This is a genomic window from Cryptosporangium sp. NPDC048952, from assembly GCF_043197895.1.
Lineage (GTDB): Bacteria > Actinomycetota > Actinomycetes > Mycobacteriales > Cryptosporangiaceae > Cryptosporangium.
The window spans coordinates 257,322-273,765 of record NZ_JBICTY010000007.1; the positions used below are offsets into that span (position 1 = coordinate 257,322).

Sequence of the window (16,444 nt, forward strand, 5' to 3'; positions counted from 1 at the left end):
GTCCTAACAAAGTCTTGACGCCATTCCGGCTGGCGTCCTAGCGTTTTCAGCGGCACCGACGCCGCGTTCCCGCGGCACGCCCACCGCGACGGAGGCAGCATGGTCCACAGCGCTTTCGCCGACAGCCTCTCCGAAGTCACCGAGATCAGGGCACGTGAGCCCGGCCGGATCGCCACACTGCTGGCAGCTCGTCGCACCCGCCCTACGCTTCCCGCCGATGGTCGGCTCATGCTCATCGCCTGTGATCATCCCGCCCGCGGCGCGCTGGGGGTCCGGGGACACGCGAACGCGATGGCCGACCGCGGCGACATGCTGGCCCGCGTCCGCACGGCGCTCGACCGGCCGGGCGTCGACGGGCTGCTCGCCACCGCGGACGTCCTCGAGGACCTGCTGCTTCTCGGCGCGCTGGAGGACAAGGTCGTCGTCGCGTCGATGAACCGCGGCGGGCTGGCCGGCAGCGCGTTCGAGATCGACGACCGGATGACCGCCTACGACGTCCGGACGGTGCTCGAGTCCGGGTTCAACGGCGCGAAGATGCTGCTCCGCGTCGATCTGGAGGACCCGGCCTCCGCCGCCACGCTGGAGACCTGCGCGCGGACGATCACGGAGTTGAGCCGGGCCGGGCTGATCGCGATGGTCGAGCCGTTCCTGTCCAACCGGGTCGACGGCAAGGTCGTCAACGACCTCTCCCCCGAGGCCGTGATCCGGGCGGTCCACATCGCCCAGGGGCTCGGCGCGTCCAGCGCGTACACGTGGATGAAGTTGCCGGTCGTGCGGGACATGGCGCGGGTCATGGCGTCGACCACGCTGCCCACGCTGCTGCTCGGCGGCGACCCCACCGCGCACCCCGACGAGACGTACGCCGAGTGGGCCAAGGCGCTCGCGCTCCCGTCGGTGCGTGGCCTGGTCGTGGGGCGCGCGCTGCTCTATCCCCCCGACGACGACGTCGTCAGCGCGGTGGACACCGCCGTGTCGCTGGTGAGGACCGCCGCATGACCAACTGGTTCCGCCCCGCGGGCACGGCCGCCGCCGACGGCTACGACGTGCAGGTCACCCCGGAGAACGCGGGGTGGGCCTACTCGTCCCTCCGCGTACTCAGCACGTCCCGGACGATCGAGACCGGGCCGGAAGAGTTCCTCGTGGTCCCGCTCGAGGGCGGTGCGACCGTCACCGTCGGCGAGGAATCGTTCCGGCTCGAAGGCCGTGAGAACGTCTTTGCCGGGCCGACCGACTTCGCCTACGTTCCGGTCGGTGCCACCGTGCGGCTCGAGGTGGATGGCCGGGTGGCGTTGTGCGGGGCTCGCACGGACACGGTACTGCCGTTCCGGTACGGCCCGGCAAACGGCGTTCCCGTCGAGTTGCGCGGTGCGGGCTCCTCCAGCCGGCTCGTCCGCAACTTCGGCACTGTCGACGCGTTCGAGACCGGCGCGCTGATCGCGTGCGAGGTCGTCACCCCGGCCGGCAACTGGTCGAGCTATCCCGCCCACAAACACGACGAGGCCACCGACTCCGAGTCCGAACTCGAAGAGATCTACTACTTCGAGATCGCGGCGGGCCCGGCCGGCGAACCGGGCTTCGGCTACCACCGCACGAGTTCCTCGGACGCCGGCGAGATCGACGTTCTCGCCGAGGTCCGCGACCGGGACACCGCCCTGGTCCCCTACGGCTGGCACGGCCCGTGCATCGCCGCCCCCGGCTTCGACATGTACTACCTCAACGTGATGGCCGGCCCGGGCGACGAGCGCGCCTGGCTGATCTCCGACCACCCGGACCACACCTGGGTGCGCGGCACCTGGGCCGACCAGAGGATCGATCCCCGTCTGGAGGGCAGGCGATGAGGCTCACCGTGGCGCAGGCCACCGTCCGGTTCCTCGCTGCGCAGTACACCGAACGTGACGGTGTGCAGCAGCGACTGATCGCCGGCTGTTTCGGCATCTTCGGCCACGGCAACGTCGCCGGCCTCGGCCAGGCGCTGCTCCAGGCGGAGCTCGACGACCCCGAGCAAATGCCGTACGTCCTCGGCCGCAACGAGCAGGCGATGGTGCACTCCGCTGTCGCCTACGCCCGCATGAAGGACCGCCTGCAGACCTACGCGGTCACCACCAGCATCGGCCCGGGCGCCACCAACATGGTCACCGGCGCCGCGCTCGCGACCGTCAACCGCCTGCCGGTGCTCCTGCTGCCCGCCGACACGTTCGCCGACCGCAGCGCTGCTCCCCTGCTGCAGGAACTCGAAGTGCCCTGGTCCGGCGACGTCACTGTCAACGACGCGTTCCGGCCGGTGTCGAAGTACTTCGACCGGGTCCACCGGCCCGAGCAGCTCCCCAGCGCATTGCTCTCGGCGATGCGTGTGCTCACCGACCCGGCCGAGACCGGCGCGGTGACCGTCTGCTTCCCGCAGGACGTCCAGGCGCAGGCTCACGACTGGCCGGACGAGCTCTTCGCGCACCGCGTCTGGCGGGTCGCCCGGCCCGTACCGGAGCCCGCCGACCTCGCGCACGCAGCGGCGCTGATCCGGAACGCGCGACGTCCCCTGATCGTCGCGGGCGGCGGCGTCGGCTACTCCGGCGCGAACGACGCACTGGCCGCGTTCTGCGAGGCCACCGGCATCCCGGTCGGTCTCACCCAGGCCGGCAAGGGCGCCCTGCCGTTCGATCACGAGCAGTGCCTCGGCGCGATCGGCTCCACCGGCACGACCGCCGCGAACACGATCGCCGCCGAGGCCGACCTCGTGATCGGCATCGGCACGCGGTACTCCGACTTCACGACGGCCAGCCGCACGGCGTTCGCCGCGCCCGACGTCGATTTCGTGAACGTGAACGTGGCACCGATCGACGCGGTGAAGCACGCGGGGTGGGCAGTTCGCGCGGACGCGCGGACGTTCCTGGAGGCGCTGACTGTCGACTACGCGGTGGATCCCGCGTACCGGGCGGAGTACACGCGCCTCGACGCGGAGTGGAACGCGACGGTACGTGCCGCCTACGACGCGGACGAACTCACCCAGAGCGCGGTCATCGGCGCGGTCAACGACCTCTCCGACCCCCGGGACGTCGTCGTCTGCGCCGCCGGTTCCATGCCGGGTGACCTGCACAAACTCTGGCAGACGCGCGACCCGAAGGGCTACCACGTCGAGTACGGGTACTCCTGCATGGGTTACGAGATCGCCGGCGGCCTCGGCGTGGCCCTCGCCTGCCCCGACCGGGACGTGTTCGTGCTCGTCGGCGACGGCTCGTACCTGATGATGGCGACCGAACTGGTCACCGCACTCCAGGAGGGCCTCAAGGTCGTCGTGGTGCTGGTGCAGAACCACGGGTTCGCGTCGATCGGCGCACTGTCGGAATCGCTGGGCTCCCAGCGGTTCGGCACCCGCTACCGCTACCGGACGAAGACCGGTCGCCTCGACGGCGACCTGCTGCCCGTGGACCTTGCCGCCAACGCCGCGAGCCTCGGGATGCCGGTCGTGCGGGTCGCTTCCCGGGAGGAATTGGAGGCCGCGATCACCGCCGCGAAGGCCTCTCCCGCCAGCACGTTGATCCACGTCGAGACCGATCCGTTCGCCAACGGCGCGCCCGACACCGGGGCCTGGTGGGACGTGCCGGTCAGCGAGGTGTCGACGCTCGACTCGACGCGCTCGGCATATGAGACGTACGCCGAGCACAAGGCCGCCCAGCGCCCCTTCCTACGCCCTACGGAGGCCTCATGATCACCATTGGATCCGCGCCCGACTCGTGGGGCGTCTGGTTCGCCGACGACCCCGCCCAGACCCCGGCCGACCGCTTCCTCGGCGAGGTGAAGGCCGCCGGCTACGACTGGATCGAACTGGGTCCCTACGGCTATCTCCCGAAGGACCCGGTCGCGCTGCAGGAGGCGCTGTCGGCGCACGGTTTGCGGGTTTCGGCCGGCACGGTGTTCTCCGCGCTGCACCGTCCGGACTCCTGGGACGCGGTGTGGCAGCAGGTCACCGATGTGGCGTCGCTGACGCGCGCGGTCGGCGGGCAGCACATCGTCGTCATTCCGGACCTGTACCGGCACCACAAGACCGGCGAGAACCTCGAAAGCCCGACGCTGACGTCCGCGCAGTGGTCTCGGCTGACCGAGGGGACCACGGAACTCGGTCGGCGGATCATGGACGAGTACGGGCTCAAGCTGCAGTTCCACTCGCACGCCGACAGCCACATCGGGCACCAGCGCGACATCGAGCGGTTCCTCGCCGACACCGACCCGGCCTACGTCAACCTGTGCCTGGACACCGGGCACGTGGCCTACTACGGCGGCGACAGCCTGGATCTCATCCGACGCTACCCGGAGCGGATCGGCTACCTGCACCTCAAGCAGGTGGACCCGGAGATCGCCAAGCAGGTCGAGGCCGAGGACCTGGTGTTCCCCGAGGCGGTGCGGCGCGGCGTGATGTGCGAGCCGCCGAACGGCGTGCCCGACCTGGGCGCGGTGCTCGACGCGGTCGGGACGCTCGACCGCGACCTGTACGCGATCGTCGAGCAGGACATGTACCCCTGCGAGCCGGAGCGTCCGCTGCCGATCGCGCGGCGCACCCACACGTACCTGTCCGGCTGCAGCGGCGCGCCGATCTCCCTGGGAGCTCCATCGTGAGTGCTTTGCGAGTCGCCGTGCTCGGCGTCGGGGTGATGGGCGGGTACCACGCACTGGCGCTCGCGGAGCGCGTCGCGCACGCCCGGGTGACCGTGGTGTCCGACGCGGACAGCGAACGCGCCGAGGGCGTGGCCGACGCGGTGGGTGCCCGGGTGGAGGCGGATCCGCTCGCGGCGATCAACGCCGACGACGTGGATGCCGTCGTGATCGCGTCGCCGGGGTTCGCGCACGAGCAGCAGGTGCTGGCGTGTCTCGACCGGCGGATCCCGGTGCTCTGCGAGAAGCCGCTGACTCTCGCCGCTGACACCGCGTACCGGATCGTCGAGCGGGAGTCGCTGCTGCCGGCACCGCTGGTGCAGCTCGGGTTCATGCGCCGGTTCGACGCCGAGTACGCGGCGCTGCGTTCGCTGGTGGCGTCGGGCGAGCTGGGAGCCCCGCTGCTGCTGCACTGCGTGCACCGCAATCCCGCGCAGTCGGACGCGTTCAACTCCGAGATGATGATGCGTGACTCGGTGGTGCACGAGGCCGACGTGGCGCGATTCCTGCTCGACGAGGAGATCGTCGCGGTCACGGTGAAGCGGCCCCGGGCCACCCGGGAGGCGCCGGCGGGGGTGAGCGATCCGATGCTGGTGTTGTTCGAGACCGAGTCGGGGCGGCTGGTCGACGTGGAGATCTCGGGGCGTAGCCGGGTGGCGTACGAGGTGCGTACGGAGCTGGTCGCCGAGCGCGGGAACGTGATGATCGGGCTCGATCAGGGTCCGCTGGTGGCGCGGGCGGACGGGGTGCGGGGGCGGCTGCAGACCGGCGGCTTCATCGAACGGTTCGCGACGGCGTACGACACCGAGTTGCACCGGTGGGTGCGGGCGGCACGGCGGGGCACGGTCGACGGCCCGGGTACCTGGGACGGCTACGCCGCGGTTGCCGTCTGCGCAGCAGGCGTGGAAGCCGTCCGCACGGGCGAACGGGTTCCGGTACACCTCGACGCGCGCCCGGTCCGCGCGGCGGCTTAACGGTTGATCGGGAGTTCACCCGCTACGACCACGCGGTTGCGTCCGGCGTTCTTGGCGCGGTACAGGCACTGGTCCGCACGGACCGTGAGCTCGTCGGGCGTCGCCGCGTGGTCAGGTAGCAGGGCGACGCCGATCGAGGCGGTGACCAGCAACTCGGTCCGATCGTCGAGCGTGAACGACTCCCCACCGACCGCGTCGCGCAGACGCTCCCCGAGCCGCGCCGCGCCGGCCCGATCGGTCGGCGCCACGAGCAGCGCGAACTCCTCGCCCCCGTACCGCGCGACGACGTCACCCGCGCGAGCGCAGTTCCGCAGACGGCGCGCGACTTCCCGCAGCACGGTGTCCCCCGCCTTGTGCCCGTACCGGTCGTTCACGGTCTTGAAGTGATCGATGTCGACCAGCAACACCCCCATCGCACTACCGAACCGCGACGAGCGCTCGAACTCCAACGCGAGGTGCTCCTCGAAAAAGCGCCGCGTCCGCAGGTCGGTCAAGGTGTCGGTGATAGCGATCCGCCGCTGCTCACCGAGCAGCAGACTCATCCGCAGCATCACCAGTACGAACAGGATCGCGCACGTGGCGGTGACGATCGGCACGTGCAACTCGTCGTTCCGCAGGTACTGCACCAACTGCGCCGCCGGCGCCAGCAGCGACACTCCCCCGAGCAGCACCAGCCGCTTACCGGTGCCGAACCGGTGCCCGTCCGCCGACGGCCGGCCGACCGTCGTCATCGACGGATGCAACGCAGCAGCGGACACCATGACCGCGGCCGCGATCCAGACCAGCTCGGTGAACCCGAGCGTCCGGAAGGTCCCGTTCGCAAGACTGAACAAATACCAGGTGTCCGCACACAGCCAGAACGCGGCGAACGCACCGAGCAGCCCGAGCGCCGGGCTCCGCTGCCCACCCCCGAACCAGATCCGCATGCCGACCGCCAGCAGGATCAGGTCACCGACCGGGTACGCCGCGTTGAGAGCGAGCATCGTCATGTCGGGCGCGCCGGCCGTGAGCGGCGTGATCACGAAGATCCAGGACAGCAACGCGGCCGCGACCACGATGATCGCGACATCGATGAGCGTCACGTCGATCCGCGGTCGCGAGCCGGCCCGGCGGTTGGACCGGTGCGCCCAGATCAGGGCCGCGGCGAACCACAGCGGATACCGCGCGAGGAAGAACAGATCCGGCGGGCCGGGAAAGCTCCACGCCCGGTCGAACAGGAAGCCACCGTAGAACAGGCTGTCGGCGATCACCGCGAACGACTGCGCACCGGCCAGCAGCAACCACGGCAACGGTCCGGCCGGGTGGTGACGTACCGCGCCGATCAGCACCAGCACAGCGGCTCCGCCGTCGGCGACGAGCACCACCGAGGCGCGCGCCCACTCGTCGCCGGCCAGGTAAACGCCGAAGAGGACTCCGACCACCGCGAGCACCACAGCGGCGACCCGTCGGAAGTCCCCCACACTCACCTCCCGCAACTCCTCTAACCGCAGACGGGAGCCTCGGAAATCACATCGGGCGCGAACGCACCGATCTGAGCGTTGCCGCCCGGCGATCAGTACGGTTGGGCTGGTGGAACCGACCGTGTACTCGCTGGAGAGCGCCCTGGTCGACGTCGCCATCGACGTCCCCGCGCTGCCCGAGCGGGGCGGCGACGTCGTCGCCACCGGAACCCGGATTCACGCGGGTGGTGGCTTCAACCTCGCGTCGGCGGTGGCGCGGCAGGGCGTCCGCTGCGTGCACGCGGCGCCGATCGGCGTCGGCCAGTACGGCGACGTGATCCGGGCCGCGCTGGCGGCGGAAGGCATCCCGATCACCGCGTTACCGCGCACGCACGGAGACTCCGGATTCGCGGTGGCGCTGGTGGAGCCGGACGGCGAGCGGACGTTCGTGACGAACGCAGGGGTGGAGTCCGCGCTGACGCCGGAGGATCTGACGGCGATCAAGCCGGTTGCCGGGGACGCGGTTGTCGTCTCCGGGTACGACCTGGCGTATCCCGGCAGTGGGCCGGTGCTGGCGGATTGGCTGACGTCGCTGGAGTCCGGGGTGCTGGTGGCGCTGGACCCGGGGCCGCTCGTGCTCGAGGTGCCTGCCTACCGGTGGGACCGGGTGGCGGCGCGGCTGGACCTGCTGACCGTGAACCAGCGCGAGGCCCGGCTGCTGAGTGGCTCGTCGGCGTCGGGCGCTGCGTTGCTGGGCGCGGTCCCGGCAGCGCCGGGGGTCCTGGTCGTCGTCCGCGAGGGCGCGGACGGGTGCGTGGCGACCGGTGGTCCGCTCGGGTCGCGGGTGGTGACGGTGCCGGCTCCGGTCGTTCCGGCCGTCGACACGACCGGCGCCGGCGACATCCACACCGGCGTCCTGCTGGCCCGCCTGGTCTCCGGCTCGTCCATGGACGACGCCCTGACCGCCGCCGTCCACGCAGCCGCCATCGCCGTCCAGTACCCCGGCTCCGCCACCGCCCCCAGGCGCGACGAGATGGGTCAGCCGGAGGGGTAGCGGCTCACTATCCAGTCGGCGACGTCGGGAGCGGCCACGACCTCCTGCGATTCGTGCACGAGGTGGAACGTGGGATCGCCCGCGTCCGCCTCGTCCCGGACGTCGCACACCGTGACGTCGAGGCGGGCGGTGTAGTGCTGCATCACCAGCACGTCGTGCCGCGGCGGCCCGGCGAGCGCGGCGCCGTCGATCTGCCTGGTGATGATGTTCGTCGGAGAACTGATCCCGATGATCATCGGCTTCGTCGCATGCCCCATGCACTCGAGCGAACACGGTTCAGGGTGCAACGAGCCCCGACACGCCGTGACTCAGTACACAGCGCAAGAATTTGACCCCACCGGGTGACCACGAGCATTCTTAATCGAGTCAGAAGAGCTTGGACGTCGGAGTCCGGCTGATCCCGCCCCGCCGAGTCGCAGACTGCGCTCGCACCGCCGGCCGGGGCCGCTGCACTTCGAAGGGTCTCCTCATCGTGACCGCTGCCTCGTCGGCAGTGCGTTCGCGTGCGTCCGCGCGCCCGAACCGCACGCCGTCTCCCCGGCGGCAGTACCTCGCTGTCGCCACCCTCTTCGCGCTGGACGGCGCGATCTTCGGCACCTGGGCCGCCCGCGTCCCTGACGTGGCGGACCGGGTCGGCGCGACCCACGCCGCACTGGGCACCGCCCTCTTCTGCGTCTCGCTGGGAGCGCTCGTCAGCATGCGCCTCACCGGCACCTGGTGCGCACGCTTCGGCGCCGGCCGGGTGGGCGGGATCGCTGGTGCGCTCGTCGCGCTGTCGCTCGTACCGCCCGGGTTCTGCACGAGCTTCGGCGCGCTGTGCGTGGCGCTCACCGTGTTCGGTGCGGCCACCGGAGCCGCGAACGTCGCCGCGAACAGCCTCGGCGTGGGGCTGGGCAGGCAGCAGCACCGCCCGGTGATGTCGGCCCTGCACGCCCTGTTCAGCTTCGGCGGCCTGACCGGAGCCCTCCTGGGAGGCCTGGCCTCCACCTTCCTCCCCGTCCCCACCCACTTCGCCCTGATCGCCACAGCAGCCGCGGCGCTAGCCCTCGCGATCCGCCCCACCCTGCGAGCCCTCGACTTCATCCCCGACGCCCCTCGACCCAGTCCCGAGGTACATGAGGGGCGGGGGCCGGTGGTTTTGGTGGTGCTGCTGGGGGCGGTTGCGGGAAGTACCGCGTTCGCCGAGGGGGCGCTGTCCGACTGGGGCGCGCTCCACCTGCGCGAAACGCTCCACGCCACCCCGGGCGTCGCAGCCGCCGGCTACGCGGCCTTCTGCCTCGCCATGGGTTGCGGGCGACTCGCCGGAGCCCGCTGGGTGATCCGGTTCGGCGACACGCGCGTCCTCGTCGCCGGGTCGGTCGCCGCCGCGATCGGCGCGACCGGCGCGGCCCATGCCGCGAACCAACTCGTCGCCATCGGCGGTTTCGTACTCGTCGGCGTCGGGCTCGCGAACGTGTTCCCGCTCGTCATCGGACGAGCCGGGCTCGTCGGGGGCCCACGCGCCGTCGGGCTGGCCTCCACGGTCGGCTACAGCGGCCTGCTCGGCGGCCCGCCCGTCGTCGGGTTCCTAGCCGCCCACGCCGGCCTACCGGCCGCGCTCTCCACGATCACCGCCCTGGCGCTGGTCGCCGCGGTTCTCTCCGTCGTGGTGGCGGTGGAACTTCCGGACGCCACGACGGTCGCCACCGCCCTACGCTCCCGCGCCCGAGCCGGCGCCACCCTCACCGCCGACCGCCTCGGCGCCGCAGTGGGCGACCTCTCCCTCCTACTGGACGCCTCCGACCGCGCCCTGACCACCGACCAATCCCGCCCACGCCCCGTACGCCCGGCGGGCGCGGCGGGTGGCGCGCCGGAGGTTCGGGCCTATCCCGGGCTGGAGTTTCTCGTTCGATGACCCTTCGCACCGTTCGGAGCGAATTCGTGACCACACCGTTCCGGGAGCACGCGCTCCCGATCCGCCGGGCACTGCTCGTCGGCGTCAGTTATGCCATCCCGTTCGTCGCGGCCGGCGGAATCCTCCAGGCACTGGGGCTCCTGCTCGCCGGTGACACCGTCACCGGCGCCCCCTTCAGCCCCCTGCAGCGCACCGGCACACTCGCCTTCTCCGTGGGCACGCTCGCGTTCGGCCTGCTCGCGCCGGTGCTGGCGGCCGCCGTCGCCTATGCGCTGGCCGGGCGTCCCGGGCTGGTGCCCGGTCTGACGTCGGGCGTCGCCGCCTCGGCGGTGGGCGCAGGGTTCCTCGGCGGACTCGTCGGGGGCCTCGTGGCCGGGCTCGTCGCGGCCGCGCTCAGTCGCCTCCGCACCCCGCAGTGGACGCACGGACCGGTCGCGATCGTCGCGCTGCCGGTCGTCGCCACGCTCGTCACCGGCGGACTCATGCTCGGCATCCTCGGCCCGCCCCTCGCCGCAGCGACCCGCACACTCACCGGCTGGCTCGGCGGCCTGGACGGCTCCTCCGCGATCCTCCTCGGCACCGTCCTCGGCGCGATGACAGCCATCGACCTCGGCGGCCCCGTCAACAAGGTCGCCTACACCTTCGCCGCCACCGGCCTGACCACCCCCCTCGCCAACACCGTGCTCACCCCGGCAGCCGCCCCGATCGCCATCACCCCGACCGGCGCCACCCCGGCCGTCGCGCAGTCGGGCGCCGCGATGGCGGCGGTCATGGCCGCGGGCATGTGCGCCCCACTCGCCCTGGCGCTCGCCACCCGCATCCGACCCCGCCTCTTCAGCGATGAGGAACGCTCCCACGCCCCCACCGCCTCCGCGCTCGGCGCGCTCTTCATCACCGAGGGTGCGATCCCCTACGCGGTCGCCGACCCGGCGCGCGTCGTCCCGGCCGCGGTGCTCGGTTCCGCGACCGCCGGTGCCGTCGCGCTCGGCACGCACGCCACGGTGAGCGCCCCGCACGGCGGTGTCCTCGCGCTTTTCAGCGTCGGGCACGTCGTCGCATTCCTCACAGCGATCGCTGTCGGCACCGCGCTGACCTGCGCCGCGGTGATCGTCACCAAAAGTGTGACGCGGGCCAAACGCACCCCGGGAACGACCGGGGGGCGCTCCGAGCTGATCGATTCAGAGAGCGCATCGTGAGATGCGCCCACCCCTCCGCACCCAGAAAGGAACGTTCTGTGTCGAATCAGGCTCGAGGTGCCTGGATCGTCTGGCTGGTCGGCCTCTCCACCTACTTCGTCGCCGTCTTCCACCGCTCCTCCCTCGCCGTAGCCGGCCTCGTCGCCACCGAACGTTTCGACATCACCGCGGCGCAGCTCGCCACGTTCACGATGCTGCAGCTGCTGGTGTACGCCGCGATGCAGATCCCGGTCGGGCTGCTCGTCGACCGGTTCGGCTCCCGGACGGTGCTGCTCACCGGTGCGGCGGTGCTGACCGTCGGTCAGGCCGGGTTCGCGCTGGCCGACTCGTACGGCGCCGCGCTGCTCGCCCGCACGTTCGTCGGCATCGGTGACGCGATGACGTTCATCTGCGTGCTGCGCCTGGTGAACGTGTGGTTCGCGCCCCGGCGCGTGCCGCTGGTCACACAGCTCACCGGCGTCACCGGGCAGCTCGGCGCGATTCTCGCCGCGGTGCCGATGACCTGGGCGCTGGGCAACCTCGGGTGGACCTGGGCGTACGGGATCGCCGCGTCGCTGGGGCTGGCGACCGCGATCGCCGGGTTGCTGTTCCTGCACGACGAGCCGGGTACGCGCACGCTGCGCGGTCCGTCGCTGTCGTTCGGCGCGATCCGCACCAGCCTCGCGACGTCCTGGCAGCAGCCGGGTACCCGGCTGGGATTCTGGGTGCACTTCACGACGCAGTTCAGCCAGACGATGTTCGCGCTGCTGTGGGGGTTCCCGTTCCTGGTGAAGGGGGAGGGGCTCTCGCCGAACGTCGCGTCGGTGTTGATCACGTTGATGGTGTTGTCGCTGATCGCGGCCGGTCCGGTGATGGGGTGGCTCACTGCGCGCTACCCGTGGCAGCGGTCGACGATCGCGTTGGTGGTGGTCGGGGCGATCGTGTCGGCGTGGACGCTCGTGCTGGGGTGGCCGGGGCGGGCGCCGCTTGCGGTGCTGGTGTTGCTGGTCGTCGTCATCGGGCTCGGTGGGCCGGGGTCGATGATCGGGTTCGATCTGGGTCGGACGTCGAATCCGGTGGAGCGGCTGGCGAGCGCGACCGGGATCATTAACCAGGCCGGATTCGTCGCGAGCCTCACGGTGGTCGTCGCGGTCGGTGCGATTCTCGACTGGCGTAGCGGGGGCGGTACCGCGGATTACACGCCTGACGCGTTCCGGTGGGCGATGTCGTTCCAGTACGTGCTGTGGGGGCTCGGTGCCGTGCAGATCGTGCGCTATCGCCTCAAGGGCCGCGCCCACGCGCTCCGTCTCGATCCCCTGGCTCACACCCGCACCGCGTTTCAGCCCAGCTGAACAGCACGAAGCGCGCGGTGCTCGTGCCGTGAGCGCTCATGCGGCGAGCGCCAGGGTGGCGTAGCGGCCTTCTCGGGCCAGCAGCTCCGCGTGGGTGCCCGTCTCGACGATGCGGCCGTGGTCGAGCACGGCGATCTGGTCGGCGTTCCGCACGGTCGAGAGCCGGTGGGCAATGGTGACCGTCGTGCGACCGGCCGACAAAGCGTCGAACGCCATCTGCACGGCCCGCTCGGTCGTGTTGTCGAGCGCACTCGTCGCCTCGTCCAGCACCAGCACCCGCGGGTCACGCAGCAGCGTCCGCGCGATCGCGATGCGCTGCTTCTCCCCGCCGGAGAACCGGTACCCGCGCGACCCGACCATCGTGTCGTACCCGTCCGGCAGCGCGACGATCAGATCGTGGATCTGCGCGGCCCGCGCCGCGTCCTCGATCTCGGCATCGGTGGCGTCGGGCTTCGCGTACCGCAGGTTCTCCCGCACGGTCGTGTGCAGCAGGTACGTCTCCTGCGAGACCACGCCGACGATCGACGACAGGTCACTCAGCCGCAGATCTCGCAGGTCGACCCCGTCGAGCGTCACGCGCCCACCGGTCGGGTCGTAGAGCCGGGCGATCAGCGCGGCCATCGTGCTCTTGCCGGACCCGGTGGCCCCGACCAGCGCCAGCGTCGTCCCAGCCGGCACGTCCAGCGACACACCGGCCACCGCGGCCACGTCGTTCCCCGGGTACGTGAACGTCACGTCCTCGAACCGCACATGCCCGTCGGCCTGCGGCAGAGCCCGGGGCGACACCGGATCGGCGACCTCCACCGGCAGATCCAGATACTCGAAGATGCGCGCGAACAGCGCCAACGACGCCGCCACCGACACCCCGGTGTTCAACAACCCGGTCAGCGGACGGAACAGCGCACCCTGCAAGCCGGTGAAAGCGACCAACGTACCGATGCTCAACGTCCCGGCCGTACCGGGCAGACCGGCGCTCAGATAGATCACCGCGGGAATCGCCGCGAAGATGATGCTCATCGTCGCCATCCGCCAGCGACCGGCCAGCTCGGAGCGCAACTCCAGGTCGATCAGGCGCGACGACGACGCGCTGAACCGCTCGACGAGCATCCCACCGGCACCCATCGTCTTCGCGAGCTGGGCACCGCTGACCGAGAGACCTTCCTCGATCGTCACGTTCAGGTCGGCGAGCTCACGCTGGCGCTGGGCGGTGATCGCCTGGCGCATCCGTGCGACCCGCCGGGTCAGGTAGATCGCCGGCGGCAGCACCACGAGCGAGACCAGCGACAGTCGCCACGACAGCGCCAGCATCGCGACCATCGTCGCGATCACCGTCGTCAGGTTCGAGGCGATCGACGTCGCGGTCGACGTCACGACGGTCTGCATGCCGCCGATGTCGTTGGTGATCCGCGACTGCACCTCACCGGTGCGCGTGCGGGTGAAGAACCCGATCGACTGGCGCTGGAGGTGCGAGAACACCTCGGTCCGCAGCCGGTGCATGACCTGCTGCCCGACGGTCGTCGAGATCCAGGTCTGGACGACGCCGAACGCGGACGTCACGGCCGCGACGGCGACCATGCCGATCACGAGCCAGACCAGCAGGTTCACGTTCTGGGAGGGCAGCGCGACGTCGATGACCTCGCGCAGCAGGAAAGGTGAGGCCAGCGACACGATCGACGACGCGACGATGATCGCGGTGACGACGGCGAGTTGCCAGCGGTGGGTGGAGAACAATCGGGCGATGCGGCGCAGCGACACGTTGCGCGCCTGGGCCTTCTCGGCCTCGGACAGTTTCGAAGGGCCGCCACGGCGGCCAGTAGGCGTATCCAAGTAGATCTCCTCGAGCTCGACTAATGCTGAGGTTACCTCAACATGAGGAAACAACAAGACCTCCTGGTACGGTATTCCGCGTGATCGAGCACGACACCGAGAGCCTGTCCGAGGCGTTCTGGTCGGTTGCCCGCCAGTTGCGGCACCTCACCAAAGAGGCGCTCGACCCGTGGGACATCACGCCCGGACAGTTCCGGGCGCTCGGCGTGCTCATGCGCCACGGCGCGATCCGGCTCTCCGCCCTCTCCGAGCACCTGCGCATCGCGCCCCGATCCACCACCGAGGTCGTCGACGGGCTCGAGGACCGCGGACTCGTCGAACGGCAGGCCGATCCGAGCGACCGCCGCGCGACGCTCGTCACGGTCACCGAGCAGGGCCGCACGGTCGGCGCCGCGATCATGGACGCCCGGCGCACCGAGGGCGACAAGATGTTCGGCGCGCTCTCCGCCGACGACCAGGCCGAACTCGCCCGCATCCTCGGACTGCTGCGCACATGAGCGTGCTGCTCAGGAACGTGCGCCTCGTCCCGGTCACCGCTGCGACGTCCGGTGACCTGACTGACGTCCGGATGGAAGACGGGAAGGTCACTGAGCTCGGGGAGCCGGCGGAGCAGGTCATCGAGGCCGACGGTCGCTGGCTGATCCCGGGCCTGTGGGACCAGCACGTGCACTTCCGGCAGTGGGCGCAGGCGCGGTTGCGCCTGGATGTGGGCGGTACTACCGGTCCGGCGGAGGCGGTCGCGCGCGTTCGGGAACACGTCGACGGCCGGTCCGCCGTCGTGGTCGGGGCCGGGTTCCGGCCCGCCACCTGGTCAGAGCAACCGACAACTGCTCATCTCGACGCTGTGAGCAGCACTGTTCCGATCGTGCTGATCAGTGGGGACGTGCACTCGGGGTGGCTCAATTCGGCGGCGCAGCGGTGGCTCGGAGTGACCGCGCGAGAGGGAGTACTGGACGAGAACGACTGGTTCGACCTGGTGCCCCACCTGGAGGAACTACTCGCCGCGGACCTCGACGACGCCTACCGTCTCGCGGTGGCCGACGCTTCCGCGCGAGGTGTGGTGGGCGTCGTGGACATGGAATTCGAGTCGGGGTTCCGGGCGTGGCCGGCGCGGTTCGCCGCGGGGTTCGACGGGTTGCGCGTGCGTACCGCCACGTACGCCGAGGGGCTCGAGGACGTGATCGCGGCAGGGTTGCGGACCGGGTCCGCGCTCGGTGGGCTGGCGACGATGGGGCCGCTGAAGATCATCTCGGACGGGTCGCTCAATTCGCGCACGGCGCGGTGCTGTGAGCCGTACGGGGACGGTCGGTTCGGCGTGCAGAACTATCCGCTCGACGAGTTGGTGCGGTTGCTGGGGCGGGCACAGTCGTCGGGGCTGGCGGTGGCGTTGCACGCGATCGGCGACGCCGCGCTCACGACGGCGCTGGACGCGTTCGAGGCGACGGGTGCGCGTGGGGGCGTCGAGCACGTGCAGCTCGCGCGGTTCGCGGACTTCGACCGGATGGCGCTTCTGGGGCTGCGGGCGAGCATTCAGCCGGCGCATCTGCTCGACGACCGGGACGTGGCCGCGGAGATCTGGCCGGATCGGGTCGATCGGTGTTACGCGTTCGGGTCGATGCTGGCGGCGGGAATCGAATTGGCGCTCGGGTCGGATGCGCCGGTGTCGCCGTTGGATCCGTGGCTGGCGATGGCGGCAGCGGTGCACCGCTCGGCGGATGCGCGGGAGCCGTGGAACCCGGCCGAGTCCCTGACGCCGGCCCAGGCCTTGCGCGCCAGCGTGGACGGCCAGGCCACGGTGGCCGTGGGCTCCCCCGCCGACCTGGTGCTCGTGGAAGCCGATCCCCTAGCCATCGGCGATCCGTCCGAGGTCGCCGCGCACTTGCGCGACATGCGCGTAGCGGCAACCTTCGTCGCCGGCCGCGCCACGCACCTCACCATCTGACGGCGCGGCGCGGGAGGGTTGCACGGGTTGGGGGGTCATAGGCCACCGAAGTGTGCACGGCTCGGGCGCGGGAAATCTGGTGATTGTGGAGCGTGGCCGGGGCGAATCTGGTGAGCTGAATCCTGCGGTAAAAGTGTGTGGCT

General features: G+C 71.0%; 14 protein-coding genes. 11 read left to right on the forward strand and 3 right to left on the reverse strand.

The features are described 5' to 3' along the window. The first annotated feature begins 99 nt into the window (after positions 1-99). From ACGFY5_RS34830 to ACGFY5_RS34850, 5 genes are read left to right on the forward strand one after another with little or no spacing between them, the layout of a single operon-like run. Complete coding sequence (locus tag ACGFY5_RS34830; RefSeq protein WP_392726952.1) at positions 100-996, forward strand: deoxyribose-phosphate aldolase; 897 nt, start codon at positions 100-102, stop codon at positions 994-996. Further along, positions 993-1,838 (forward strand): 5-deoxy-glucuronate isomerase, encoded by an 846-nt coding sequence (gene iolB / locus ACGFY5_RS34835; RefSeq protein ID WP_392726955.1) that lies wholly within the window; start codon positions 993-995, stop codon positions 1,836-1,838. Before ACGFY5_RS34830 ends, iolB begins: the two co-directional genes overlap by 4 nt. Next, positions 1,835-3,703 (forward strand): 3D-(3,5/4)-trihydroxycyclohexane-1,2-dione acylhydrolase (decyclizing), encoded by a 1,869-nt coding sequence (iolD, locus tag ACGFY5_RS34840; protein ID WP_392726957.1) that lies wholly within the window; start codon positions 1,835-1,837, stop codon positions 3,701-3,703. The genes iolB and iolD overlap by 4 nt, the downstream gene beginning before the upstream one ends. Next, positions 3,700-4,608, forward strand: a complete 909-nt coding sequence (locus tag ACGFY5_RS34845) for a sugar phosphate isomerase/epimerase family protein (protein WP_392726960.1) — start codon at positions 3,700-3,702, stop codon at positions 4,606-4,608. Before iolD ends, ACGFY5_RS34845 begins: the two co-directional genes overlap by 4 nt. Further along, entirely contained in the window at positions 4,605-5,618 is a 1,014-nt protein-coding gene (locus tag ACGFY5_RS34850; RefSeq protein WP_392726963.1) for a Gfo/Idh/MocA family protein, read from the forward strand. The genes ACGFY5_RS34845 and ACGFY5_RS34850 overlap by 4 nt, the downstream gene beginning before the upstream one ends. Here the strand turns inward: ACGFY5_RS34850 and ACGFY5_RS34855 are convergent. Continuing rightward, positions 5,615-7,084, reverse strand: coding sequence for a diguanylate cyclase (locus tag ACGFY5_RS34855; protein WP_392726965.1), 1,470 nt, complete (start codon positions 7,082-7,084; stop codon positions 5,615-5,617). The two genes, ACGFY5_RS34850 and ACGFY5_RS34855, sit on opposite strands and share 4 nt — an antisense overlap. A 103-nt stretch (positions 7,085-7,187) precedes the next feature. Here ACGFY5_RS34855 and ACGFY5_RS34860 point away from each other — a divergent pair, with 103 nt between their 5' ends. Beyond that, positions 7,188-8,111 (forward strand): PfkB family carbohydrate kinase, encoded by a 924-nt coding sequence (locus ACGFY5_RS34860; RefSeq protein WP_392726968.1) that lies wholly within the window; start codon positions 7,188-7,190, stop codon positions 8,109-8,111. Here ACGFY5_RS34860 and ACGFY5_RS34865 read toward each other — a convergent pair. Continuing rightward, on the reverse strand, positions 8,096-8,368 hold the full coding sequence (locus ACGFY5_RS34865; RefSeq protein WP_392726970.1) for a hypothetical protein: 273 nt from the start codon (positions 8,366-8,368) through the stop codon (positions 8,096-8,098). The genes ACGFY5_RS34860 and ACGFY5_RS34865 overlap by 16 nt on opposite strands. A 215-nt stretch (positions 8,369-8,583) precedes the next feature. Here ACGFY5_RS34865 and ACGFY5_RS34870 point away from each other — a divergent pair, with 215 nt between their 5' ends. The 3 genes from ACGFY5_RS34870 to ACGFY5_RS34880 are packed head-to-tail and all read left to right on the forward strand — an operon-like array spanning position 8,584 to position 12,532. Then, positions 8,584-10,005: an MFS transporter gene (locus tag ACGFY5_RS34870; RefSeq protein ID WP_392726972.1), complete on the forward strand. Its 1,422-nt coding sequence runs from the start codon at positions 8,584-8,586 to the stop codon at positions 10,003-10,005. A gap of 26 nt (positions 10,006-10,031) precedes the next feature. Next, the gene (locus ACGFY5_RS34875) at positions 10,032-11,201 is read left to right on the forward strand and encodes a fructose-specific PTS transporter subunit EIIC (protein ID WP_392726974.1); all 1,170 of its coding nucleotides are present in this window, start codon (positions 10,032-10,034) and stop codon (positions 11,199-11,201) included. Positions 11,202-11,239: 38 nt separating this feature from the next. Next, complete coding sequence (locus ACGFY5_RS34880; RefSeq protein ID WP_392726976.1) at positions 11,240-12,532, forward strand: nitrate/nitrite transporter; 1,293 nt, start codon at positions 11,240-11,242, stop codon at positions 12,530-12,532. A 36-nt stretch (positions 12,533-12,568) separates the two neighbouring features. On the opposite strand, the gene ACGFY5_RS34885 is transcribed toward ACGFY5_RS34880, so the two are convergent. Beyond that, on the reverse strand, positions 12,569-14,359 hold the full coding sequence (locus ACGFY5_RS34885) for an ABC transporter ATP-binding protein (RefSeq protein WP_392726977.1): 1,791 nt from the start codon (positions 14,357-14,359) through the stop codon (positions 12,569-12,571). A gap of 80 nt (positions 14,360-14,439) precedes the next feature. Between ACGFY5_RS34885 and ACGFY5_RS34890 the strand changes: the two genes are divergently transcribed. Beyond that, positions 14,440-14,856, forward strand: coding sequence for a MarR family winged helix-turn-helix transcriptional regulator (locus tag ACGFY5_RS34890; protein ID WP_392726978.1), 417 nt, complete (start codon positions 14,440-14,442; stop codon positions 14,854-14,856). Next, complete coding sequence (locus tag ACGFY5_RS34895) at positions 14,853-16,301, forward strand: amidohydrolase (protein ID WP_392726980.1); 1,449 nt, start codon at positions 14,853-14,855, stop codon at positions 16,299-16,301. Before ACGFY5_RS34890 ends, ACGFY5_RS34895 begins: the two co-directional genes overlap by 4 nt. Positions 16,302-16,444 lie beyond the last annotated feature (143 nt).